Annotated in this window: 39 protein-coding genes, 2 tRNA genes and 1 pseudogene; 10 read left to right on the top strand and 32 right to left on the bottom strand. The window is 27.8% G+C overall.

The window, feature by feature from the left end; genetic code table 11:
* Window positions 1–33 precede the first annotated feature (33 nt).
* Window positions 34–109 (top strand) — tRNA-Thr (locus PB7211_RS04415).
* Between the two features lie 114 nt (window positions 110–223).
* Here PB7211_RS04415 and PB7211_RS04410 read toward each other — a convergent pair.
* The 14 genes and pseudogenes from PB7211_RS04410 to PB7211_RS04340 all read right to left on the bottom strand — a co-directional run bounded on the left by PB7211_RS04410 (window position 224) and on the right by PB7211_RS04340 (window position 8,683).
* Window positions 224–775, bottom strand: a complete 552-nt coding sequence (locus tag PB7211_RS04410; protein WP_008544094.1) for a hypothetical protein — start codon at window positions 773–775, stop codon at window positions 224–226.
* Between the two features lie 2 nt (window positions 776–777).
* Window positions 778–966 (bottom strand): hypothetical protein, encoded by a 189-nt coding sequence (locus tag PB7211_RS04405; protein WP_156773047.1) that lies wholly within the window; start codon window positions 964–966, stop codon window positions 778–780.
* Window position 967: 1 nt separating this feature from the next.
* A complete protein-coding gene (locus PB7211_RS04400) occupies window positions 968–1,381 on the bottom strand; it encodes a hypothetical protein (RefSeq protein ID WP_156773046.1) in 414 nt (137 codons plus the stop codon).
* A gap of 35 nt (window positions 1,382–1,416) precedes the next feature.
* Window positions 1,417–1,884, bottom strand: a complete 468-nt coding sequence (locus PB7211_RS04395) for a hypothetical protein (protein ID WP_008544372.1) — start codon at window positions 1,882–1,884, stop codon at window positions 1,417–1,419.
* A 673-nt stretch (window positions 1,885–2,557) separates the two neighbouring features.
* Window positions 2,558–2,630 (bottom strand): annotated as a pseudogene (locus tag PB7211_RS08135) (type IV pilin protein); the annotation flags it as partial.
* On the bottom strand, window positions 2,627–3,217 hold the full coding sequence (locus PB7211_RS08060; protein WP_008545026.1) for a type IV pilin protein: 591 nt from the start codon (window positions 3,215–3,217) through the stop codon (window positions 2,627–2,629). The gene PB7211_RS08060 and the pseudogene PB7211_RS08135, both read right to left, overlap by 4 nt.
* Before the next feature lie 245 nt (window positions 3,218–3,462).
* Complete coding sequence (locus PB7211_RS07850; RefSeq protein WP_008545644.1) at window positions 3,463–4,503, bottom strand: peptidoglycan-binding domain 1 protein; 1,041 nt, start codon at window positions 4,501–4,503, stop codon at window positions 3,463–3,465.
* A gap of 165 nt (window positions 4,504–4,668) precedes the next feature.
* On the bottom strand, window positions 4,669–5,439 hold the full coding sequence (locus tag PB7211_RS04370) for an NAD kinase (RefSeq protein WP_008544910.1): 771 nt from the start codon (window positions 5,437–5,439) through the stop codon (window positions 4,669–4,671).
* Window positions 5,440–5,443: 4 nt separating this feature from the next.
* Window positions 5,444–5,529, bottom strand: a tRNA-Leu gene (locus PB7211_RS04365).
* 159 nt (window positions 5,530–5,688) lie between these two features.
* Window positions 5,689–5,985 carry a hypothetical protein gene (locus PB7211_RS04360; protein WP_008544550.1) on the bottom strand — a complete coding sequence of 99 codons (297 nt, stop codon included), beginning with the start codon at window positions 5,983–5,985 and terminating at the stop codon, window positions 5,689–5,691.
* Entirely contained in the window at window positions 5,985–6,707 is a 723-nt protein-coding gene (locus PB7211_RS04355) for a hypothetical protein (RefSeq protein ID WP_008544364.1), read from the bottom strand. Before PB7211_RS04355 ends, PB7211_RS04360 begins: the two co-directional genes overlap by 1 nt.
* Window positions 6,708–7,073 carry a hypothetical protein gene (locus PB7211_RS04350; RefSeq protein WP_050754615.1) on the bottom strand — a complete coding sequence of 122 codons (366 nt, stop codon included), beginning with the start codon at window positions 7,071–7,073 and terminating at the stop codon, window positions 6,708–6,710.
* 399 nt (window positions 7,074–7,472) lie between these two features.
* Window positions 7,473–7,739, bottom strand: a complete 267-nt coding sequence (locus PB7211_RS04345; RefSeq protein WP_008545729.1) for a hypothetical protein — start codon at window positions 7,737–7,739, stop codon at window positions 7,473–7,475.
* A gap of 134 nt (window positions 7,740–7,873) precedes the next feature.
* On the bottom strand, window positions 7,874–8,683 hold the full coding sequence (locus PB7211_RS04340) for a hypothetical protein (protein WP_008545516.1): 810 nt from the start codon (window positions 8,681–8,683) through the stop codon (window positions 7,874–7,876).
* Between the two features lie 86 nt (window positions 8,684–8,769).
* Here PB7211_RS04340 and PB7211_RS07975 point away from each other — a divergent pair, with 86 nt between their 5' ends.
* Entirely contained in the window at window positions 8,770–8,925 is a 156-nt protein-coding gene (locus PB7211_RS07975) for a hypothetical protein (protein WP_008544536.1), read from the top strand.
* Between the two features lie 67 nt (window positions 8,926–8,992).
* Here PB7211_RS07975 and PB7211_RS04335 read toward each other — a convergent pair whose 3' ends face one another.
* The 8 genes from PB7211_RS04335 to PB7211_RS04310 form a co-directional block, all read right to left on the bottom strand.
* Window positions 8,993–9,829, bottom strand: coding sequence for a hypothetical protein (locus PB7211_RS04335; RefSeq protein WP_008544535.1), 837 nt, complete (start codon window positions 9,827–9,829; stop codon window positions 8,993–8,995).
* 108 nt (window positions 9,830–9,937) lie between these two features.
* Window positions 9,938–10,093 carry a hypothetical protein gene (locus PB7211_RS07970; protein WP_008545908.1) on the bottom strand — a complete coding sequence of 52 codons (156 nt, stop codon included), beginning with the start codon at window positions 10,091–10,093 and terminating at the stop codon, window positions 9,938–9,940.
* 74 nt (window positions 10,094–10,167) lie between these two features.
* A complete protein-coding gene (locus PB7211_RS04330; RefSeq protein ID WP_008545378.1) occupies window positions 10,168–10,575 on the bottom strand; it encodes a hypothetical protein in 408 nt (135 codons plus the stop codon).
* The gene (locus PB7211_RS04325) at window positions 10,572–10,859 is read right to left on the bottom strand and encodes a hypothetical protein (RefSeq protein WP_034399016.1); all 288 of its coding nucleotides are present in this window, start codon (window positions 10,857–10,859) and stop codon (window positions 10,572–10,574) included. Before PB7211_RS04325 ends, PB7211_RS04330 begins: the two co-directional genes overlap by 4 nt.
* Window positions 10,860–11,582, bottom strand: a complete 723-nt coding sequence (locus PB7211_RS04320; RefSeq protein WP_156773045.1) for a hypothetical protein — start codon at window positions 11,580–11,582, stop codon at window positions 10,860–10,862. It abuts the gene before it with no gap.
* A gap of 133 nt (window positions 11,583–11,715) precedes the next feature.
* A complete protein-coding gene (locus tag PB7211_RS07965; RefSeq protein WP_008545232.1) occupies window positions 11,716–11,865 on the bottom strand; it encodes a hypothetical protein in 150 nt (49 codons plus the stop codon).
* Window positions 11,866–11,931: 66 nt separating this feature from the next.
* Window positions 11,932–12,219: an ATP-dependent Clp protease adaptor ClpS gene (locus tag PB7211_RS04315; RefSeq protein WP_008545374.1), complete on the bottom strand. Its 288-nt coding sequence runs from the start codon at window positions 12,217–12,219 to the stop codon at window positions 11,932–11,934.
* Between the two features lie 18 nt (window positions 12,220–12,237).
* The gene (locus PB7211_RS04310) at window positions 12,238–12,429 is read right to left on the bottom strand and encodes a hypothetical protein (protein WP_034399014.1); all 192 of its coding nucleotides are present in this window, start codon (window positions 12,427–12,429) and stop codon (window positions 12,238–12,240) included.
* Between the two features lie 91 nt (window positions 12,430–12,520).
* Here PB7211_RS04310 and PB7211_RS04305 point away from each other — a divergent pair, with 91 nt between their 5' ends.
* A complete protein-coding gene (locus PB7211_RS04305) occupies window positions 12,521–12,796 on the top strand; it encodes a hypothetical protein (RefSeq protein ID WP_008545217.1) in 276 nt (91 codons plus the stop codon).
* 3 nt (window positions 12,797–12,799) lie between these two features.
* Here the strand turns inward: PB7211_RS04305 and PB7211_RS04300 are convergent, their stop codons facing one another.
* The 10 genes from PB7211_RS04300 to PB7211_RS04255 form a co-directional block, all read right to left on the bottom strand.
* Window positions 12,800–13,042 carry a hypothetical protein gene (locus tag PB7211_RS04300; RefSeq protein WP_008544471.1) on the bottom strand — a complete coding sequence of 81 codons (243 nt, stop codon included), beginning with the start codon at window positions 13,040–13,042 and terminating at the stop codon, window positions 12,800–12,802.
* A 10-nt stretch (window positions 13,043–13,052) separates the two neighbouring features.
* Window positions 13,053–13,313 carry a hypothetical protein gene (locus PB7211_RS04295; protein ID WP_008544652.1) on the bottom strand — a complete coding sequence of 87 codons (261 nt, stop codon included), beginning with the start codon at window positions 13,311–13,313 and terminating at the stop codon, window positions 13,053–13,055.
* Window positions 13,314–13,406: 93 nt separating this feature from the next.
* Entirely contained in the window at window positions 13,407–13,967 is a 561-nt protein-coding gene (locus tag PB7211_RS04290) for a GIY-YIG nuclease family protein (RefSeq protein WP_008544819.1), read from the bottom strand.
* A 133-nt stretch (window positions 13,968–14,100) separates the two neighbouring features.
* Window positions 14,101–14,757, bottom strand: coding sequence for a hypothetical protein (locus tag PB7211_RS04285; protein ID WP_034399011.1), 657 nt, complete (start codon window positions 14,755–14,757; stop codon window positions 14,101–14,103).
* Window positions 14,738–15,307 (bottom strand): hypothetical protein, encoded by a 570-nt coding sequence (locus PB7211_RS04280; protein WP_008544449.1) that lies wholly within the window; start codon window positions 15,305–15,307, stop codon window positions 14,738–14,740. The genes PB7211_RS04285 and PB7211_RS04280 overlap by 20 nt, the downstream gene beginning before the upstream one ends.
* Entirely contained in the window at window positions 15,304–15,501 is a 198-nt protein-coding gene (locus PB7211_RS04275; RefSeq protein WP_034399009.1) for a hypothetical protein, read from the bottom strand. The genes PB7211_RS04280 and PB7211_RS04275 overlap by 4 nt, the downstream gene beginning before the upstream one ends.
* A gap of 7 nt (window positions 15,502–15,508) precedes the next feature.
* Window positions 15,509–18,070 carry a hypothetical protein gene (locus tag PB7211_RS04270; protein WP_008544215.1) on the bottom strand — a complete coding sequence of 854 codons (2,562 nt, stop codon included), beginning with the start codon at window positions 18,068–18,070 and terminating at the stop codon, window positions 15,509–15,511.
* A 5-nt stretch (window positions 18,071–18,075) separates the two neighbouring features.
* Window positions 18,076–18,372, bottom strand: coding sequence for a hypothetical protein (locus PB7211_RS04265; protein WP_008545875.1), 297 nt, complete (start codon window positions 18,370–18,372; stop codon window positions 18,076–18,078).
* A complete protein-coding gene (locus PB7211_RS04260) occupies window positions 18,372–19,082 on the bottom strand; it encodes a PD-(D/E)XK nuclease family protein (protein ID WP_034399006.1) in 711 nt (236 codons plus the stop codon). Before PB7211_RS04260 ends, PB7211_RS04265 begins: the two co-directional genes overlap by 1 nt.
* Window positions 19,083–19,193: 111 nt before the next feature.
* Window positions 19,194–19,676: a hypothetical protein gene (locus tag PB7211_RS04255; RefSeq protein ID WP_008544820.1), complete on the bottom strand. Its 483-nt coding sequence runs from the start codon at window positions 19,674–19,676 to the stop codon at window positions 19,194–19,196.
* Between the two features lie 88 nt (window positions 19,677–19,764).
* Between PB7211_RS04255 and PB7211_RS04250 the strand changes: the two genes are divergently transcribed.
* The 7 genes from PB7211_RS04250 to PB7211_RS04220 all read left to right on the top strand — a co-directional run bounded on the left by PB7211_RS04250 (window position 19,765) and on the right by PB7211_RS04220 (window position 23,484).
* Window positions 19,765–20,052 (top strand): hypothetical protein, encoded by a 288-nt coding sequence (locus tag PB7211_RS04250; protein WP_034399004.1) that lies wholly within the window; start codon window positions 19,765–19,767, stop codon window positions 20,050–20,052.
* A complete protein-coding gene (locus tag PB7211_RS04245; RefSeq protein ID WP_034399002.1) occupies window positions 20,052–20,624 on the top strand; it encodes a hypothetical protein in 573 nt (190 codons plus the stop codon). The genes PB7211_RS04250 and PB7211_RS04245 overlap by 1 nt, the downstream gene beginning before the upstream one ends.
* Entirely contained in the window at window positions 20,617–20,961 is a 345-nt protein-coding gene (locus tag PB7211_RS04240) for a hypothetical protein (protein WP_008544749.1), read from the top strand. Before PB7211_RS04245 ends, PB7211_RS04240 begins: the two co-directional genes overlap by 8 nt.
* Window positions 20,927–21,436, top strand: a complete 510-nt coding sequence (locus PB7211_RS04235; protein ID WP_198001876.1) for a hypothetical protein — start codon at window positions 20,927–20,929, stop codon at window positions 21,434–21,436. Before PB7211_RS04240 ends, PB7211_RS04235 begins: the two co-directional genes overlap by 35 nt.
* 14 nt (window positions 21,437–21,450) lie before the next feature.
* Entirely contained in the window at window positions 21,451–21,960 is a 510-nt protein-coding gene (locus tag PB7211_RS08105; RefSeq protein WP_008544743.1) for a pilin, read from the top strand.
* A gap of 24 nt (window positions 21,961–21,984) precedes the next feature.
* Entirely contained in the window at window positions 21,985–22,446 is a 462-nt protein-coding gene (locus tag PB7211_RS04225; RefSeq protein WP_008546008.1) for a hypothetical protein, read from the top strand.
* 234 nt (window positions 22,447–22,680) lie between these two features.
* Complete coding sequence (locus PB7211_RS04220) at window positions 22,681–23,484, top strand: HAD-IIB family hydrolase (RefSeq protein ID WP_008546099.1); 804 nt, start codon at window positions 22,681–22,683, stop codon at window positions 23,482–23,484.
* Window positions 23,485–23,493 lie beyond the last annotated feature (9 nt).

The following is a 23,493-nucleotide window of genomic DNA, read 5'->3' as shown; positions in this document are numbered from 1 at the left end:
TTATTTTATAAATAATTAATAGTTATTGCGCATGCCCTTGTAGCTCAGTTGGTAGAGCAATTGATTTGTAATCAATAGGTCCGCGGTTCGAATCCGTGCGGGGGCACCACTTCACTCAATAAAATCAACGTTAAATTTTTTTCTAAAGTTTTAGTTTAAATTAAATTTCTTTAATGAGTGTGACGTTAGTGTGACGTGAGTGTGGTGTGATCAAGTAGTCGTTTTAGTTATCCAAACACATTTTTTGACCCAACTTCACAGCTTCAGAAAAATTCTTCAGACTCCAAGTATTTTCTGTTTCATTAAAAAATTCTTTTGCTTCCCAACCTGTTCCTTTCTCAAAATCATCAAATACAAAATGTAACTTAACGTCATTTTTTTCACTTTGGCTTATAAAGTTTGTATGTCCTTCAAACTCATATAATCCATTTGTTATCCAAACTAGATGATGAGAACCACTTAAAACTGGAACAACCGCTTTTATTTCAGATGCAAATATTTTTCCCATAGACTCAATTTTAATTTTCTTTCCTGGTAGAAGCATAACTCCTGGATTATTTTTTGTTGTATAAAACGTAAAGCCATCTTCAATAGTATCACATTTTCCATTTAGCTTCATAAGGAGCTTATATTTATCACCTTTAACATTAAGTCCCTCTGTAGATATTTCTATATATTTATTATCTATAACTTTTTTAATTTCCCAATTTTCAATAGCATAAGAATTTCCAATTAAAAAAAGCCAAAGAATAGTTATCTCTAAAAATTTTTTCATTTTTATTTTCCAAAAGCTGCCATCAACCAGCCAAAAATTGCTATACCTAAACCAACCCAGTGAAAAGAATACCAAAATTCATAAGTAACTGTTTCACTCATCACATAACCAACCAATCCAATTAAACTACCTACAATAATAAATTTCCAAGAGTTATCTAGTGTCTTAAAATCTTCAAAAAGTTTTTTCATATTAAAATAATTTTTTAGCTTTTGAACAATCATAAATAAGATCCATCCAATAGTTATTTTCTGTATCTCCATATTTATAATGTTTGTGATATTCTCTTAATCGACCAGTATATCGATTTAATGTGTAGCGTACTTTAAGTTCTGATCCAGAGCCAAGCGCAGCAAACCATTCTATTATTTCATCACCAAACATACGTGTAGAACCATCTGAACTATAATTTGGAGCCTCAATAATTTCTTCCTTCGTTGTGTCCAATTTTATATTATAGCCTTTTATATCGTGTTCACTAATTGAAATATACGTTGTATTTTTTTTAATATCCTCGTGACCAGGGTGAGGTACTTTTTCAATAATATTCCCTGCTATAAATTCACAGTGTAGTTTTATAATCTTTGCATAAGAATTCCCACTCAACAACAAACCAAGAACCACGATCCCTAAAAGTTTTTTCATCTTAAAAATAAACCCTTCTTAATACCCATAATTTTTCTTAAATTCTTTTCTCTCATCGCGTTCCAAGAAATAAATAATGTACATATTTGATATAAGCTAAAAATTTCATTTTTTTGCTTTTGAGATAGATTATCTTCCTCTTGTGCATAATCTTTAAAATATGGAATAAAGTTTCGTGCACAAGATAAATAAAACGTACAAGCATCAGCAACTGACGCATCTTTCCACCATTTATCATCTTTGAATAATCCTGATAAGCCGTGATAAAATATATTAGTTTCAGAAACAGTTAAATCTTTGCGAACTTTCTTTGGGAAGTTTTCAATTTCAAACTGAGTAGCATTCATCATTTTATTTTCATCACTTCTTTTAACAAATTGTTCGATAACATTTTTATAAGGCATACTTTTAAGGTTATTCCAATTTTCGAAAAAGTCATTTGGTGCTTTATTAATATCTCCCATACAAAAATATTATCACTGTGACGCTAGTGTGACTATATCAAAGTTAAATATTGAATTTCGTTGAAAACAAAGATCTATTTAAAGTTTTATTCCTGATTTGTAATCAATAGGTCCGCGGTTCGAATCCGTGCGGGGGCACCACTTCACTTACTTTTTCATATAAAATATCTATGCAGGAACTAATCTTACAACAATAAGTGTTGTCAGATTGTTGTCAGTTTGTTATCAAATCAAGTAGTCGGTTGCTAATAATTAATACTTGAAGTTAAGATGTTGTTTGGATTTGAACAAGGTGCCTCAATACAAGATCTCATAGTTGCTGGCCAAGTTGATCCGAAATTTAAAAAAATATAACCAGTCATGTTGTCTGGTATGTTTGATCCTTTATAAACATCGTTTCTTAATACATGTTGGTCAGCTCTATTTCCAATTCCATTATTAATTGGATTTAAGAATCTAAGACTAGGATCAAAAACCATTGCTGTATAAGTTCTACCTGGATTATCTACACCACTACAACTAACTTTATTTGATCCAGAGTTTATAAAAATATCTGTTTGACCTATTTGACACTTCATTAATTCAGCAGATGTATATTTTTCTACAGTTTTAAAATTTGATTTAATGGCAGATTTCTTTGCACCACTCGTATATCCACTATAAGCAACCACACCTACTGCAGCGAGAATACCGATGATTGCAACTACGACTAAGAGTTCTATTAGGGTGAAACCTTTTTGTTTCATCTAGTATCAGCTGTCATGATTAATTGTGTCCATTGCAATGCTTCTGAAAGGTCACGACCATTTGCTTTAAAAGTTCCCGCATCAAAAAAACCTGTAACACCAATATCTCCATTGGTATGATATTGCACTACACATCTACCTAGTGATAACTTATCATAGCTATTTCCTTTAATCATTAAATCTTGCCACCAAAGTCCAGAACTTGCTTGATAGGCACCGGGTCCATTATGAACACCTTCTGTACCACTATTATGTCCATAAGGATTTTTATAACCTTCATTATTTAAATGATTAACTATTTTGATTAACATCTGTCCTGTACTGGTTTTATTTTTATCACATTGAACATTTTCTATGGTTTGTCTTCCACCAATTGATTTTAGTTGTATAGATGATCCAGGATTCATTGCACAAAAACCAAACTTCGAACCTATCTCTGAAGCAACTTGTTTACAATTTACCTTAACAGCATTATCTTTTGCAATACTAGTATAACCATCATAAGCAACAACACCCACTGCAGCAAGTATACCGATGATTGCTACTACGACTAAGAGTTCTATTAATGTGAAACCATTTCGCTTCATAAAAAAACTTTATCACTGTTGCCAGATTGTTGCCAAGCTAAATATATTTTAAGATTATTGTTGCAAACATATGTTTATTTAAACTTTTAGAATTGATTTGTAATCAATAGGTCCGCGGTTCGAATCCGTGCGGGGGCACCATCATTAAATTAAATCAAAGATTATTATATTTGAAGAATTTGATTTTATATAAATATTTATATTAAGTGTGTAGCAATTGCCTACAGGATTTATTTATAATTTAGTTATTTAATTAAAATTTTTTTTACCCAACCTTCTCCACCAGATCCCATTATATTATAGTAATCTCCCTCTTCACCCAATATAACAACCTCTTCTTTTGAAGTAAGTTTAAATATAATATTTTCTCCATCAGGTTTTGTAAATACTGGAACATTATTTATTTTTGATAATCTAACTTCTCCAACAATACTTTTTTTTGCTTTTTTAATTTTCTTTCCTCCTTCTTTTTTAAATTCTAGTAAGGAGTTTTCTCTTATTAGGTCTTTATCACCTTCAATTGTATCTACTATAGAGTTATAAGTTTGTAAAAAAGCTGCGGCTACAACTTTACCTTCAGGAGTATTTGAGTAAGCACCCAAACCAGCTGCAGCTGAGCTTCCTCCTAAACCTGCAACAACTCCAAAACTTGATTTTTTAGAAGCACCAGCAGCAGCAGCAACTTGGATTCCACTTCTTGTATCAGCTAGTGTAAGTGAGGTTTGAGACTCACTAAATTTTAAACTACCTCCAATAATTCCAGCAACAGAACCAGCGTTGCCAGGTAATAATCCCCCTAATAATCCACCCACACCTCCGGTGTTAGCTTCTTTAAATATAATCGTTGGTGTTAAAATATAATCAGCTGTAATCATTTGACCTTTACCCATATTTTGGTCTTGCTTTAACTCTCCTGAAGATGAAAGAGTTCTTTCTTGTAATAAATTTTGCATAGCAATACCTCTTTCCAAAACAATAAAACAATTAGACTGTTGTACTATTAGTCTTATTAATGATGTTGGTGAAGGTAAAGAGTATTGTGATAATGCCAACATCTCATAATCTTGCGGCTCAACAACTGCTAGAGTAGCAATCTTTTTTTTACACTTTTCTAAAGTTGGAGTTTTAGTAGTGTCTTTGGCCGATGTTGATCCTTGTATTTCATTTTTGGATTTTGCTTTTTTTTGATTTAAATTATGCAAAAGTGTGTGATCAGCATTTGTATAATTTAAATATGGTAAAAATAAAAATAAATAAAAAAGTGATGAGATGAAAATATTTTTCACAATAAAAACCTTATCATTCTGATTAGTGTGTGACTAGACTAAATATATTCAACAATTAATGATAATAGATAATGCTTATTTAAAAAAATGAATTTTAATTTATAATCAATAGGTCTATAGTTCGAATCCGTGCGAAAGCACCATCATTAAATATAATTAGGTAAGTTAGCTTGTTTCTCTTCTTAATTGTTCAATTTTAATTTTTTTTTGTAAGCTTCTATTTTTGTCATAAAGAAGATTGAACTTAATTTTATTATTAGTTTGAATAGAAATAGACTTAGCATTTCTAACTTCTAAATTATCAGCAACAGCACTAATTGGCCTTTTGGTTGTGTTTAAATTAGTAATTATAATTTTTAATTTATCACCAACTATTTTACCCCTCCATCTTCTAGGTCTAAATGGGCTAATGGGAGCAATAGATAATTTTTTTGAGTTTAACCCTAATATAGGTCCATGAACTGACAGATTGTAAGCAGTACTCCCCGCAGGTGTTGATACTAGAACTCCATCTGAAACTAAATTCTTAATAATTTGTTTTGAACCATGTTTAATTGATAAAGATGCTGCTTGTCTGCTTTGTCTTAGTACTGAAACTTCATTAATAGCTAAGGATTTTTTTGTTTGATTATTCTTATTTTTTACAACCATTTCTAGAGGTGAAATTGAAATCATATTAGCATTAGATAAATTCTTAATTATATTTTTTGAAGAAAACTTATTCATTAAGAATCCATAATTTCCTGAATTAATTCCATAAAATCTTTTTTTTGAATTTTTAATTTTTTTTAATGTTTTAAGCATAAAGCCATCACCACCAATGACAATTACAAGATCTTTTTGTTTAAATGAGTAATTTTTAATTTTTTTTAAAAGTAAATTTTTAATATTTGATGATTTTTTATTTTTGTCAGAAATAATTTGAGGTTTGCTCATTTAGTGGTGCCCTCGGCCAGACTCGAACTGGCACTCCGCAAGCGGCAAGGATTTTAAGTCCTTTGTGTCTACCAATTTCACCACGAGGGCATTAATGAATTTCATGAGTGTTTATGCTAATATTTATAATTGAACAAGACCTATAAGTAAATTTTTTTTATTTTATATCTCTGTGTGCTGGTCTTGTGCTGGTTATCCTATACTTTATAGGACGATTAATTTAATTAATATCTTAATTTTTTTATAATTTTATTTTTTTTCAAAAGAACCTAAAATTTTACCTTTTTCAGGTTTTTTTTCATTTTCTATTTTTTCCTCAGCAGAATTTTCTCCATTGTTTGAAATTTCTAAAGATTTCATCTTTTTTAGTTCTCCACTTAAAAAATTAACCATTGCTTCGAAACGACTTAACGAAGAAATTAATGTAATTTTTTCTTCAATTTCGTTTTGAGACATTGGTACTGAAACCATATTAAATTTTACTATATTATCATTTAAATAAATTCCTTTAACAGCGTCATAATAGAAATTAGATTTAATACTCATCACTTTTTCCTTTCTTTTAAAAGTTTTTTTGGCCTTCTTTTTTTTGCTTCTTCAAATAATCCAAAAGAATTTGAAGTGTATTTAACAGTATCTGCTATACCTTTCCTATATTCTTTTAATTCATCAGTATTATCAGCCATTATTAAATTAATTATGTCAGTTGGGTCTTTTGATTCAAAAAAAACATAAAACCAGGGGTCACCTCTTTTAAAAATTAAATCTTTTTTTTTATCGACCCACTCAAATCCCCAAGAAAGAATTCTTGGCCAAATATTTATAGGAAACCTTCCTGCTGTCACTAAACCAGGCCATAAATTATGCTTATAGTCTAAGAATGGTGGTAGTTGTGACATAAAAACATCATCATCAGATATAAAAACATAAGGACACATTATTTGAATAGTTGGAAAATTTTCATCCCTCCAAAATTTTGGAGGCATTAAAACAATATTTTGTGCAATTAAATCATCGTCGATTCTTGTTTCTTCTGGAATTACATACAAATTATGTTTTTCATTTTCAAACTCATATCTTAGTCTCAGATCGTAAGGAAAGTTTACTTGAAAATATCGTCTTTCGAAGTGATTGACTGCAGGACATGCCTGTACCGCTCTTTTTGATAAAGGAATTCTTCTGGTTTTTTTTACTGGAAAAGGTTCATTAAAAAGAAATTTAGCTCTATGTGTGTCGTCTATAAACCACCCAACTTTAATTGTTTTCAATTAATTGCCAAAACTATATATAGAGTTTCCAAGAGAATAGGCACTGAAACCATCATTACCATAAATCGAGTTTCCAAGAGAATAGGCACTAAAACCATCATTACCATAAACCGAGTTTCCAAGAGAATAGGAACTAAAACCATCATTGCCATAAGTTGAGTTACCTAAAGAGTATGAACTATAACCATCATTACCATAAACCGAGTTTCCAAGAGAATAGGCGCTAAAACCATCACTGCAATAAATTGAGTTACCAAGGGAGTAGCAAGATTCAGCTTTAGCAGAAGAAGTAATATTGTTTAATGATAAAGGTATAGCTACAGTGGCAACTGCTACACTACATAGTAACTTTTTTTTTAAACTCACAATTTCATTTTATAAGATTGACTATATTTGTAAATAAAAACAAATATCCCTCTAGTTTGGGTTGTAAATAAAATTTTTTTAACTATTTATGTGCTGGTTTTGTGCTGGTTTGCACAAATTAATTAAGTCTTATTATCCAATATTAATTTAAAGCTAAGTTAAGGTTATAAGATTTTATAGGATTTTTTAGACTGCCTTGGACTACTATGGACTGACTTTAACTTCTATCCCTCGCCTTTTAAGTCCTTTGTGTCTACCAATTTCACCACGAGGGCATTAATGAATTTCATGAGTGTTTATGCTAATATTTATAATTGAACAAGGCTAATAAGTAAATTTTTTTTATTTTATCTCCTCATGTACAAGTCTTGTGCAAGTTATCCTATAAAGTCCTATAGTTTATTCAAAATTTTGGTCTTGCCACAAATTTAATTTCTCAATTAAAATATTATATTGATCATTATTAAAAAATTTTCTTATTTCTTCGTTATTATTTGTTAAATCTAATATCAATGACTCTACACCCTCAGTATTTCCTGTGCCTGATGGATCACCAAAGGTTTCGTTTATAAAACGATCAACAACACTTTCAAATGTTTGATCATTCTTAACAGTTTTTGTTAAATTCTTAATTTTTTCAATAACATCTTTTTCAGAATATAGCATTTTTAACTTTCTAAATTTTTAATTCTGTCGACTGTCATTTACTCAAATATTTTCTTCTTTATTATTGTATGAGGATCTCACTAACATTGGAGCACCTAAAACATTACCTTCACCATATTGTGATTTAGCCATAATCATAAAATATTAAGATATTTTGAGGCCAATAATTCAGTTATCTTTTCTAGATTTTTTTTATAATCTTTTATAGAGCTTTCTTTAACTTTCTCTTTAACTTTTTGTTTTGTGTCTCTCAAAATTTTAATAATTTCTGGATTTCTTTTTATTCCAATTTTAGACAACACATCACTAACACTACTATCTATTGATGATGATATATCTTCCTTATGTGTATCTACTCTTTTTGAGAAAATTGATCCTATATCAGAGATTTTACCACTTAGAGTTTTTGAAGCGCATATAATACTTAATTCAATTTTTACATTTTTTATATCTAAAATTTTTTTGTAATTTAGATTAAAATCTCGTACTGCTTGTTTTGCAGATTTTCTTTTTAAAAATGAAATACTTTCCCAGGGAATTTCACCATCTTCTCCGGTTAGTTTAAACCAATTTGGTTCTTTTTTATTAAATTTAATTAATTTTTCTTCTTCTTTAATTTGTAGTTCATTGAAACTTTTAATTTTTAATCCTACCGCAACAAATTTATCTAACTCAAAACCATCTTTCTGAGTAAACCAATATGTATCTGTTATTGCTGAATTATTAAAATTTTTTTCAAAACGATTAATATCACTTTTTTTTTTAAATTTTGCTTTAATAAGACCATCTACATAAGTAGTCATTTCTTTCTTTATCAAAATGGAGGTTGTTGCAAGAAATTTGTGAATTTCTTTATAAGCTAATTCAGTATCAGGTGTTGGATCAGATTCAATATTAGATTTATTATTAGCTTTTTTTTTATTTAACTTATCTAATATAGACATTTTTTTTTATATTCTATTTCTTATTTAACTATTTCTATATATTAATATTAATTGTATTTCGATTATATTTAGATTATAATTTATTAATGGCATCAAGAGAAACTGTAGCTTGTCCAAGCTGTGGGAATACTGACACTCATAATGTAGGTGTAAGTAATGGTAGTAGCCCCGCTTATTGTAAAAAATGTAGAAAATCATTTAGAATTTACATGCAGAATGGTCAAGTAAAAGAAGTTAGATAAAAACAATTTAAAGAGATATATTTAATAGTTTACTATAAATATAGATAATTTTATTTATTTAATTATTCTATATTTTCTTCTCTCTTCCCTTTTCATCATAAAAAAGTATTTGTGAAGCAAAATCAATTTCTTCTCTTTTAAAACCTGTCAAAAATTCATTTGCGATACTAAATATTGAAGAAACCAATCCTTTTGAAAAATATTTTAAAATTTCACCTTTTTCTTTAGAAGTCTCATCAACTAAAAAATTGGTAAGGTTTTCAATCATTTTTTTATAATTTTTAAATTTATATATTTTTTTATTTGGCGTTGCTCCAGAGAATCCTGCTAATGTTATTAATGTCCAATTAAACTCGGTTTTTGAAATTAATTGTGCTAATTTTTTAATATCAATTTCTGAAAAATTAATAAGATGATTAGTTAGATTATTAACATCAATTGATTGAATTGGATTAGCAGAAACTCTTATTATAACATCGTCATAATAAGTTTGATTTGCAAGTGCATCAGCTATTAGCTGTCTATTGCCCTCGCTCTTATCTGCAATTTGTTTAAAGCCATACTTTGCAGTTAAATTTTTTGTTTTGTAATATATATCACAAATAATTATACCATCTGTTTGAAGTTCTGCTTTTTCTTTTGACCAAAGATCTTTAATACTTTTTTTATATTTTGATGATGTATCATTTATATTAAAATGAAGATTTTTAGTAATTTCCTTTAATTCGTGATTTAAATCATCAAAATCTTTATTTATTTTAAAACTTTTGTTAAGTACTTGTAATAATAGTGCGCAATTTTCTGGTAAATTTTTTTTTATCTCATCAAAAGCTTCATTTGTTATTTTTTTTTTTGACTGAACTTTTAATTTAGCTGCTTTTGCAATCTCTTTCACTGATGGCATAATTTACATTATATTGAGATACTAATTTAGTCAATAATGTAAAAATATTACGAGAATTTAAACTAAGTATTTTTTTCTTTTATGTGTAAGTATAGTGCAATAGCTTTCTTAATAAGGAACTCTTGTAAACATAACAGATTTAGCATTAGAATACTGTGCTTCTACTGCTTGTTTAGCTTCAGACATTGTTCTTGCTTTTTGAATAACCTTAAAACCTTTGCCATCTTGTAACGTTACATAAAATTCATATTCTTTCATTTCCATAAAAATATTTTATATTATTGTATCTCTGAGTGCAACTAGGGTGCAAGTTATCCTATAATGTCTTACAATACATTTTAATCTTCCAAATAATTAAAGTTTTTAATTTGAAAAAGGTCTGCAAAATATTGGTTGGTGGCTAATTTGCTCATTTCTTTAATTAAGCATATTTTCATTCTTTCAGAATTGTTGCAAAACCAATCTAAATATTGTTCAATTAAACCTCTATCAGGATCTTGATCTGCATTTTTTACTAATTTCCAAAATAATTTTTTTTGTTCAATAGTTAGCTCTTTATTAAAAATTTCTTTAAATGATGATGCTTGTTCATCACTAGCTAATATTTTTTTCTCTTCAACTTCATCAGTATATCCATGCTCATCTTCTAGTCTGCCTGCTTCTTCCCACAAATTGTAAGCATAATTATGCGCTTCTTCATTAATGCTCTCTAATTTATTAAAAAGAGTTTTCTTATCGTCTGTCATTCATTAATCAAATATTTTCTTGAATCATCTGACTCATTATTATTATCGTAATCTTCAAGTATCATTACAAAAAAGTCAGCGGCATATTGCAAGTGAGCACTGCCTGAATTTGGACTACCATCTTTATAAGATTCTGCGTCTAAGGATAATGAAATTTCTTTTGTTTCCTCATAAGATAATTCTAATTTTTCCACAAAGGCTTCAAAGTTTCTGTTAAACTCATTATAATCTTTATTTTCCCATTCTTTGACAAATTTAAACAATTCATCTTCTTTATTGCTCATTTAATTAACTCTTATTTCTTTGCTTTTCTGTTGTTTTAAATTTTTTAAAAATTCAATTTTTTTATTATTATCTATTTTTTTAATCCCACCACCTTTAAATTCCGTATCACCATGTTTTTGTTCATAGTAACGCAATATAAGATCTAAATCTTCTTGTTTAACATTACTAAGTTGTTTTTGTAGTTTTTCGACCTCAGTTGTTTCTGGTTTTTTGTCCATGAATAAAATGTTAATCTTACTTGCCCATCGTTTAGCACTTTCGTTCTTGTTAAATTGATATTCTGCACTTGCTTCTAACTCAGCTTGTTCTTTTTCACTCAACACATTGACGACTTTAAGTGGTGCTTGATAATAAGTATCTGTGCTTTCCAACCAACCATCGTTTGATAATACTTCGTCTCTCCAAATATTTGCGGCATCTTCGAGTGTGATAATTTCTCCATCATTGTCTAGTTCTTTGTTGAATTCCTCATCTGATACATTTTTATGAAAAATTATTTCACAATTTGTACCACCACTTGATGTTGTATTCAGCAATACCTCATAATCAAGTTTGAGCGCTTCTCCTAATTCAGCGCTGTCATACACATCGGTTTCCAGACTGTCTTTCCAATATTCTTCGTAATTATCTAAATCGGTATTTTTTGTAACTGTCTTACATTTACTGACTGTATCATCTACAACTTTTTGTACTTGTTCGATCGATGTACAATTTTCAAACAAATCACTGCTGTATACATTTAACTCATCAGCTTCACAATAACCCCAATTTACATGTACCCAAATTTCTTGCTCACCTTTTGTGAACTTGCTGATGTCATATTGTCTAGTAGGTACAATTTTAAACTTCATTTTGTTATCTTACCAATATTGGAGCACTTAGGACATTGCCTTCACCATATTGTGATTTAGCCATGTTTAACGCAGCATGTACATCAGGTGCTTGAATTTCAATATCAACTATTCTTCCACCAGCAATTCTTACTCTAATTCTATATGTTTTCATAAACCAAATATAACATATTTAATTTATTTATCAGCTATTTTAAATTTTATTTAATTTAAAAAGAAGTTATTTTATTTTTATAACAACTCTTAAAGGAAAATTTTCATCTCTTGCCATCAAACTTGTTTCTAATTCTTTCTGTCCTGCAATTTCATAAATATATGACCCAACAACTCCATATCCTTCTTCATGAATTTTTCTGGTAAGTTTAAGAGCATGTTTATGTTCCTTATTGAAAATATGTTTTAAAACTCGGATTATAAATTCGATTGTAGTAACTTGGTCATTTAAGAAAATAACTTCATAGAGTATTGGATTATTAAAATTAGTCTCGAATCTAAAACTATTATTCATTTTTTTATGAAAAAATTATTAGTCTGGACGATCTATTTTAGTGATAATCGGTGTCCAATAACGTCTACCTGTAATTGAAACTCTCATATGCTGAGTAATACCATTTTTTAATAACCTGCCCCTTTTATAAGGTTTAGGCTTTTTAAAACGTATTGGTTTATAGGTAGATTTTTTTTTTATTTTTAACTTAAAAGGTTTATATGTTTTCATAACCTAATCATAAAACAGAAACCTAATCCGTCAACCAAGCTAGGAGTGAAATGTTAATTGAACAATTTCACTAAATATATTAGATTTAAATATGGGAAATTTACGTAACAGAGTTAATGAAGTAATGGACAAAATTTACAATAATAACAGTCCAGGCAATGCAACATCTCTTGAGGAAGAATTAGCAAAAAAGTTAAAAGAAAGTTTTGGTGAAAGTTATAAAATTGCAGCTAATGAACTTAATAATCCAGAAGAAGAAATACCATCACCTGGAACTATATCAGCTTATATAGAAGATTTGCCTGAAGCTGATCAAGCTAATGCTTTAACTATTGTTAATGATTGGTTTGATAATTTAGAAAACTAAGTTTTAAAGAGTATCGGGTTCGTTATGGTCATACCAAGCTTGAACTATATTTCTCAGTGCTAAACCTACATAGATATCTAATTTCTCATCCTCAGCTGCTTTATCAATTTCACTTATTTGTTCTTTTGTAAGCTCTACCGAATCATTAACTCCATGTAGGTCCTTGATATAATTTTCTATCCAGTCAGTTGCTTCTGCTTCTAAATGATCTTGAAGTTTACCAAGTTTTTTATATTCAAAAGCCATTTATCCTATTTTATCCATTAAGTTTTTTTAGAATAGCTTCATATTCTTTCAATAACTCTTCACTTTTATCACCAATATGATCTGCAAATCTACCTGGTGTCATTTCCATTTCAGGATCATCTGAACCATCATTTTTAAGATCTTTCAATGATAATTTATATTGTTCAGGAAACTTCTTCTTAAGGTGCTCAGTTAATTCTTCTTCAAATTCAGAAGAATCATTACCATACTTGGAGTTAAGCTCAGTTATTTTTTTGTATATATCTGTCATTTATTTTTTTCTATCCATTCATCAAGTATTTTTAATTTTTCTTAATCTTTATCTGCAAATATTTTACCTTCTAATAACTTATTAAAATTAATTTTAACTTTCAAGCGCCTTTGGATCATTCAATGATATGTATTTGGGCAATAAAGCTTTATATTTTAGATATATATTATTTTCTAGCTCATCAATACTGCACATTGAATATTCAGATGAATGATAAAATTTAATCTTAAGATCATCTAACTTTACACTTTCTTCTTTTAAAGCATTATATCTGATAAATGCTAACTTTTGCCATTTAAGAGGTGTTGTATACCTATTGTTATTTGTTGAGGTAAGCTTTTGTATGTGTGAGTGTAATCTTTGTTTTATATTAGATAAGGTTTTTCCAACATAAAAGAAATTAAACTTTTCACTTAAGATAATATAAATACCTTCAGATTTTGCATCTAATCTTAATGAGTTACTGTTAATAATATTTATATTAAAAATAGAAAACTCTTTATTGGGTCTAAAGTATGAGCTTTTACCACTTTTAATCTTATTAAAGCTACCATCCCAGTTAGGAATATATTTTGGTGGTTCATAGTTAATTACTTCGTTAATTGAAACAAAGTTACTGATAGTATTTTCTTCGTTAGATTTAAATGTATTCATAAACTAATCATAAGGCAAAAGTGTAATCCGTCAACTCAGGTGGGAGTGAAATTTTTAATGATAAATTTCACTTTGTGAATACGTTTATTATCCTGGTTAAATAGGTTAATAGCTTTTAAATAGACTAAATTATTTAATTCAAGTTAGAAATTACAATCTTATCTTCAAAATTAAATAAATTAAATTTATATGGGGTAAGAAATTTTTTATTATAAAACTTTTCAAATTTATTTTTTAAATTTATAGCTTTTTTTTTATCTTTCAATTGATTTGCTTTATTATTATTTTTAAACTCTACTGTTATTTGATGTCCATAGTGAATATCTTTATTAAACTTTGTTTTTTTTTGAGGCTCCTTGTGATTTAGTCCTATTTTAAAATGTTCATAAAATCCTATTTGCATTGGATTAATATATCTATAGGTGCATTTCTTTATTGGGTGCTGTTCAAGAATAAATTTTTCTATTATATTTTTTTTTAACAATAAAAGCTTCCTTGTCCATTTTCTCATTTGATTTGGAGTGTAGTTAAACATGTCTTCATATTCTTTTTTATACTTTTTTAAACTAGATATATGTTTTTTATTTTCAGCTGTTTGGTCAAGACCATTTTTTTTAAAAGGATCAATTATTATATCAAATAATTTAGTCATTTCTTTTGAATGTTTTTTTCCTTCTCTAAGAATTTTTTTTTCTGAATCACTATTTTTAGAAAAAGACATTTCCATAATCTCTGCTTGAGTAAAATCCATAAATATAAAAAATTTTGATTTATAGATGTCTATTTTCATATTGTCTCCTCCTGCTTGTTTCATCATTACAATATGGCCATAGCTTATATATTGCAATTTTTTCTATCATTTCAATTTGCCATGGAGGTAAATGATCCATATTCCATATTAAAACTTTGATTTTATCAGTATTAATTTTATGTATTACTGGAAATGTAAATTCTTCAGCATAAGGTTTGTGATCTTTATTAATTCTTTTAATAAATGGAATAGGCCCTGGATCTTTTTCTAGATAAAATTTTTTTACACCTTCTTGCCAAACTTTTGAGAAGTCCCAATGATTTTTCCACAAAAGATGTAAATCAACATCAAATTTTGGTTTATGTGTTTTGTGTCTATCATAAATAGTTCCTTTTGAAGAAATACCCAAATAAAAATTATTTTCATAGAAATAATACATTCCTCTTATTTTGGTATTTATTTTTTGATCAACAATATCTCCTTCGGTTGTTTCTAATGGCTCTATCCATTTTGCTTCAGAAAATTCAAAAGCACTTTTAATTAAGTTAATTCTTTCATCAAGGTTTTCTATTTTATTCTCGTCAGTCATTTTTCCTCTTTATAGAATTCAAAATGTTTATCTTTTAATAATGCAGTTAAAAAACCTAGATGGGGTTGAGGTATCAAATTATTGTCTCTAATTTTTATTACATCTTGTTCAGTTAAATTATTTATTATCGCAAATTCCCTCATATCATCACTTAATTGTAATCTTAGCTTATTTTTAAGGTCATACTTAGTCATTAGTTTATTATAATATGTGTAAATATCTACTTTGATTAACTATCTCTAAATCATTAAAGTTTGCAATAGTTATTAATCGATCCCCTTGATCTAATTTAATGTTTTCAGTTTGCTTAGGGTTAATTGATATATTTTTAATTTTTCGTCTTTGATCCTTATCAAATTCATAGTCAATTATTCCAATTAAGGTTTCATTTTTATTTTGAAAGTATTTTTCTAATTCACAAAATGTAGCTGTTAATTCTTTATCAACTAATGTGTGAGCTTTAACAGTATGTGTTCTACTAAAGAGAAGATCAATTAGTTTAGTATTTTTAATATCAAATGTACCTGCAGCTAAGTATTTACTCACAATTGAATTCAATTCAATTACATCATTGCCTATATAAGGACTAAAGTACTTTGCTTTATAGTCTTCTAGGATTTTTTTACTTCTATATCCATTAATCTCAGTAATCATTGAATGATCTGCCATTTTACCATCACTTAGTCTTAAGTTTGAAAATCCAACAAAATTATTAATCATTACATGGTCTTCTGTAGGGTTTTCTCTAAACTTTTGGATCTGTTGGTTAGTTTCATTAAAGAAGATATAACAATTATCTTTTTCATACTCCATTACTGTGCCCATACTCATGTCTTTTGTAACATCCTCTAAGTTCTTTTCTTCAAAGGTTACATTATCATTAAGATCTTTGATCATTTGTTGACGGTTCGACTGTATCTCTTCAAATGATTGATGAATTTGCTGTTGATCTTTTGATATTTGATCTTTTTTAATTTCAATAAACTCTATGTCTTTAGAACTAGATTTTTTAACAATTAAAATAACTTCTTCATTTTCATTAATTAATTTAATTAATTTTTCTTTAAATTTTTTATGAGCACCTCCTGGTGCAGATTTATAAGATAATTCAATTTCAGATTTTCCTTTAAGACTCTCTGCTTCTGATTTTGATGCTATATTTAAAATAGTATCTCCTGAGCTTAATTTTTCACTTAAAGATGATTGTTTATTGATTGAGTATATTTGAAAACCAAACTTATTTTTTTCCTCAGTTTTTAAAATATGAAATATAATTCCTAATAAAGGGTGGTTAACCTCATCTTTATTAATTTTATAATCAGGTGCAGCTGGTAAAAACTTTTTATCAGTTAAACTGCCATTAAATTTATCTCTGTAAACTTTAAGACTTTTTAGATTATTATAATAGTTACTATCAATAATAGAGTTGATTAGACTAGTAAGATAGAGATTGTTATTCTCCTTACTATAATCAAACATTGAAACATTTATATCCTTATTATCTTCTTTAAAATTAGGTGAAATATCTGCAACTTCTTTACTTTGATTATCTATATTGTTTAACTCATTAATTATTTGGTCTTCATCTTTAGCAACACAAATAATTCCAAAATTATCTGATAAAGGAAAATCTATTGGACTATTAATAAAAAGTTTATTCCAACCTAAGTTGTGTCTTTGATCATCTTGGAAAAATCCAATAATTATTATGTTGTCACATAAAGCATTTAAATCTTTAATAGTTTTGCCTTGGTTTTTTTTAAGAATTTCAGAATATTTTTCATTCTTTGGATCAACAAAGTAAACTTCTGATCCCTCATAACCAAATAAGTTGTCATAAATTTCTGATAGATCAGGTGTATTAGTGCATTGTGCTAATAAAGAGTTTTTTAAATTTGATGAACTGATGATATCTGGATCTTGCCAAGTATTACCCTTCTGTTCCATTTTTTTAACAATGATATCTTTTGAATAATAAAGGTATAAAAAGCCTCTTTTTTCATCATGAAACTCAGCTAAGACCTTACATGGATTTATATCCCAATGTTTACTTGCAAGTAGTGATGCTAAACTTTTTCCAACCTCAACATCACAATCTAGTTCAGTTTTATAAGTCACACCTGCATCTGGTTTTAAAATGATAATTTGTTTTGCTTTTTCTAAATTAATTCTATCTTGCAGACTTTTTTGCCAAGCATAACCTTTCCTAGCAACTATCGTTATATTTTTTGGAATTTTGACAACACTATTTATTTTTTCCATTACTGTTAAAGGCTCTTCAGTGCTTACAATTACAAAAGACTGCTTTTCTTTTACATAAGCATTACATAACTCAGTTAATAGTGGAATTAATCTTCTAGAAAAATTAAAAAAAATAATATGATTTTCCTCTTCAATTTTGGTTTTACCAGATCTTAACGATTCTATTCTTCCTGATATAAAATTTGTGACAATTCCAATAATTGAAGAAAATATTAAAACACCAAATATGGTAAGGTTAAACTTTAATAAGAAATCAAAAAAATTATTTTTATTACTGTCAAGAACAAAAATAGCATTTTGATCAAAAAATAACCTAAATCCTTGCCATAGTGTTTCTGTAAAAAAGTTATTTTCTGATAAAAGTCCAATTTTTTGAAATATAAAAATTACTGTTGATATTACAAATACTCCAATAAAACTAAGTGCAATAAAAAAAATTATTAAATTTAATAAATTTTTCTCAAAAGCTTTATTGAAGCTGTACTTAATGAACTTCCACATGAATATTAATTTACGTTTTTATCTCTGAATTGTCGATAATCTTTTATAAAGTTTTTAATAAGCTCATAATATTCGTCATCCTTAATTTCTTTAAGAATTTCATTTTTAGCTAAAACAACAGATTTATCCTCTTTAACCTGTGTTCCATTTGAAATTTTAAATCTTTGATGAAGAATTCTAGCAATAAGAATTAATTCAGATGCAACTTCAAGATCATGATTAACTTTTTCATTTCTATATTGTTCTAAAATAAAACTAATGACTTCTGTAACTTTAACTTCAGAATTAGAAAGTTTTTGCATTATTTCATTACCTTTCTAAAATTACATATTCCACAACTTGATCCAGACTCTGGAGTTTCTTTAGAATATAAAACATCTTGAATTTTGGTAATATAACCAATTAAATCTTTGTCATCTCTTGGTATATCATACCACTGTGTATCCATATGAATGTTGCAATTATTACTCTCTGCTCTTGAAATATTACTTGGCTCAAAACAAAAGATACCTAATCTTTTTATTGGAGTAAGTTTTAAGCTACCTTCTTTAGGTTTTTCCATCATTAATGCATAGCTTTGAAGCTGGGTTGCATAAGCATCAATTTTACTCTCATTAATTTTTGTAGTTTTAAAATCTACTATAGTGAATGAGTCTTTATGTTTAATATAAGCATCTATTTTACCACTCATGGTAAATGGTCTATCTTTAAGATCATATAAAACTTCTGATCTTAACATTTTATTAAAATCACCTACAATTTCACCCTCTTCAAGATTATCAGTTAGAGTTTTGCTTGATTTGCCGTGATAAAAATTTTTTTGTAAACTATCAAATTTTGAGAATATTCCTGGAAAAGGAACTTTTAGTTCAATACTATTTACTTTTTTATCATAATAACATCTTTTACAACTCTCAAAACCGAAGGCAAATTCACTTGGAGAATAGTTAAACATTTCAGTTTTATCTTTCATCGAATTTAGCTTAACAATATCTCTGTAATCAGTCTTCATCTTTATTTCACAATTATTCAATATATTTTCCTTTTTTTAGATTGTTTTATTGATAAATTTACAATCTCACACTTTTCTATTACGTCAACTGAGATTGAAGTGAAATGTTATCTATTTAATTTCACTAAGTTTATTGGATCTTTCAATAATAAGTTTTAATTCTAATATTTTATCTTCAACATCATTAAGAGCTTTACTAATATGTTTTTTTTCACTTTCAGAAATTTTACTGCCCCCTTCTCCTTTAGGGCTAGTAGCTTTTTGAGTAGTTTCCATCAATTTACCTATTTTTGCTCCAATGTTAATTAAGGTATTTGATACATTATCTAAATTTTTATACTCTGGACTGGTTGATTCCAACATATCTTCGTGAGCACTTAACATTGGATTACCCAAACCTCTTTTTAAACACTCAATATCAATTTTAATTGAATCTATATGATGGATATCTTGAGTATCATTCTCATCACTACATTTTCTAAAATGAGATTCAGATTTACCAGTAATTTCTTTTAAAGCATCTGCTTTTAAATCTTTTATAATTTCTTTGAGTGTAATTTCTAATGAAACTAATTTTCTAGAATAGCCTGACATAGTTTTATCATACCTAAGTGAAATTAGATTGTAAACATTTCACTGCTCCTCTAGTTGACGAAATAGAAATTCATGCAAATATCTAAATATGAAAAACTCAATAAAAAAGGATAAAATGGTAAAAAAAATAATAATTACTTTGTCAGCAATTTTGATGTTAATCCAACCAATATATGCTGATGAAAATAATATTAATAAACTTAGTGAAAAATTCAACCTCTTTTGGGAATGCATAAATCAAGAAGTTGAAGAGACTAAAGATTTTCAAATAAGAAGTTGGAAAGAGGTAAAAAACCAAAACAATAAAAATGTAAAAATAGTAAAAAATAAACTTTCTGGTTTTTTTTCTGATTTTCCAAGATTGGATGAAAAATAATGATAAGAAATATTTTTAAAATTTTAATTGTTTCATCATTAACTTTATTTTTAGCTCAATGTTCAACCTATACAGTTAAAAGGGACATGACAAAAAAAGGTGAGCTAACAAAAACACCTAAATGGTATATAAAATTTAAACGTGAAGATAAGAATTGGATGTATGAAACAGCATCGAGTGTTTCTCCAGACCTTGAATTAGCCATAAAAAAATCAACTCTTTTAGCCAAAGCAAAACTAGCTGACCGTATTAATGGTAAAATGAATAATCAGACTAGTATTACTAAAGAAGAGGTTGGAATTGATGAAGATAATAATATTACAGGTCAAGCTGAGGATACAGTTGTTAATAAAATCAGTGATACTTTAGTTAAAGATTATGTTGTTGAACAAGTTGAAATATTTTTTACTCATCACAAATCTTATCGAGCTTACGTTAAGGTTAAAGTTTCAAAAGAAGATATTGATGTTGTATTAAGTGATATCAAAGCCGAAAGAAAATTAGTTCTGGCTAATAAAAAACCTAATAAATTAAAATTAAAAGTTAAGGAGGTATTAAAAAATATTGATTAAAAATATTATAATTATTGTGCTAGGATATTTTGTTTGGTTAGCTTATTTTGATGTAGCTCATTCAGCTAATCAAGAAAATCAATACTGCAATATTAAAACTTCACTTATTAGAACCGTTGATGAAAATGGAAAAGTTATAAGTGAAAAAAATCAAGAAATTGTTGAATGCGATGATGGTGTTAAACATTTCTTACAGGATGCAGGCATAGCTAAAGAATGTAAATATTATACATGGACTGGTCTGGAGGGTTATATACCAGTTGAATATAGATCGCTCGCTTGTGAAAAACTAGATGGAGGATATGAAATTATTCCAAATTATACTGGTATTGAGTAGTCTACTTTTTTTAAACAATTGTGTAGGTGTTCATCCTGAAAAAGTAGACATGAGCAAAGTCAAAAAAGAAAGAAAACTTCCAGATCCAGATTTTTTAATCCCAGATGCACAATATATAACTTCTGGTAATGGTTCTTCTTGGAATGCAAGGCATTTTATGGATTTTAGATTTTGGTCACCTCCATTTTTTAATTCAAAGGAAGAAAAACAACATAGGGCTGCTGTTTATATGGCATTAAATCATGTTAAAAATTTTGAAGTGGTAAGTTGGTATAGTAAATCAAGAGATGCTGGTGGAAAAATTCGTCCTTTTTTTACTTATGCTTTAAATTCAAGTACATGTCGTGATTTTCAAGTCCTTTTATACATAGAAAAAAAAGCAAGATCCAAAACTTTTACTGCTTGTAAATTTAATTGGGGATATTGGTCATTTAATTATTGGGATTGGCCAGGTGCTGAAAAGTATATAAATTAAAATATTATAAATTTATGAATATTAATTATAAAAAAAAAGGATTTACGTTAATTGAACTTTTAGTTGTAGTTGCAATAATTGGTATTCTCGCTGCAGTAGGTGTAGTTGCATATAGTGGGTATACAAGTGCTGCTAAAAGAAATGCTACACTTGCTCAACATAGAACAGCTGTTAAATTTATTCAAAACACTTTAGGGATGTGTGATGTTAATGGAGGTGGAACTTTAAAGATTTCTGACAAACGTTCAATTAATTGCAGTATTACAAATAATGCTTCAGGCATTAATCAACTAAACGATATTTTCATAAAACATTTTTTAGATATTGATTGGAAAAATCCATATGGAGAAACAGATCCAGTAGTCTATACTGCAAGAAATGGTTCTGCAGATCGAGACGGAAGAATGAGATTTGATGAAACTGAATGTTTTTCAGGATCATCAAAAAAACAAATTGCACTTTGGGTAAAAACTCCAAAAGATTATTATCCAATCTTAATTAAAAAAGATGGATGGTGTAATTAATTAATTTTTCAATTTCTAAATAAAATGATAATAAAAATAAATCCTTTAAGACAAATTGTAATTCTAATAATTAGTTTTCTTATACTCTCAGGTTGTTCTAATACAAATCATACTAAAACAGATAAAAAAATATTAGATTATGAAAGTGCTGGTTCTGCTATGAGTGCTCTTTCAATAGGCTCCCCAAGTGCTGCAGTATTGTTTTTAGCAATTGATCTAAATAATTATCTCAAGTTTAATTTGAATAATAAAGAAGTAGACATGCATACAAATTCTATCCAATTAGCATTGAATAATACTCCAAATGGTAAAATAGTATCATGGCATAACGGTGAAAGATTATCCTCAGGAAAAGTAAGGGTTGTAAAAACTTATTATAAAAATGATAGATATTGTAGAATATTTCAATCTTATGTTAAATTAAATGGCGCTAAAAAACATTCAACTAAACATGTTTGTAAAGTTAATAATATTTGGCAATTTTAATTTTTTTTAAATCTTGATTTGAGATTTTATAGGATGCTTAGACTACCTTGGACTACTATGGACTACTATGGACTGACTTTAACTTCTATCCCTCGGCTTTTAAGTCTTTTGTGTCTACCAATTTCACCACGAGGGCATTTGTGAATTTCATGAGTATCTATGCTAATATTTATAATTGAACAAGAGAAATAAGTAAAATTGTTATTTATCTGAATATTTTATAAATATTAATTAATGAAAAAAATGTTCAAAGTTTTAATATTTACAGATCTTGATGGCACACTTCTTCATAGAGAAACTTTCGAATTTAATGAAATAAAAGAGTATCTAAATCAACTACTTTCTAAAGGTATTATTATAGTAACTAATACAAGCAAAACAGAAAAAGAGATTTTAGAATTTAACAATGAGTTAGGTTCAAGTTTACCTTATATTTCTGAAAATGGTGCATCAATAAAAGGTTTAGATTTATTAAATTCAAATTTACCAAAGGAATTAATTCTCAGCAGAGAAAAGGATAATCTAATAAATATTTTTGAAAAATCTGTACCAGTAAATTTGCAAAATAAATGTAAATGGTTATCTAAAATGGATAAAAAAAAACAAAGTTTAATTTTTGGTTTAAAAGATGAAAAACTTAATATGGCTTTAGATCGTAAGTATACTATTCCATTTATATTTGAGGGAAACAAAGGTGAAAAAAAAGAATTATATAAAATTGTAAAAAAAAAAGGTTTAGCTTTACAGGAAGGCGGTAGAGTTATTAATTTAACTGATAGAGTCAATAAAGCTAAAGCGCTTCAAGTATTTGTCAGATTTTTTAAAAAAAAAAATCAAGATGTAAAAACAATAGCAGTTGGTGATAATTACAATGATTTAGATATGCTTAAAACGAGTGATTTTCCTTGCTTGGTGTTTAATGATAAATTTACATTAGACCATATTCCAATAAATGATTTAATAACAACAAATAAGCCATCTCCTGAGGGCTGGGCTGATGTGGTCAAAATAGCTATGGTTAAAATAAATAAAAATTAATAAGATATT

The sequence above is a fragment of the Candidatus Pelagibacter sp. HTCC7211 genome (assembly GCF_000155895.1).
Taxonomy (GTDB): domain Bacteria; phylum Pseudomonadota; class Alphaproteobacteria; order Pelagibacterales; family Pelagibacteraceae; genus Pelagibacter.
Note: the sequence above shows the minus strand (reverse complement) of the source record. Positions and strands in the feature narration are given on the sequence as shown.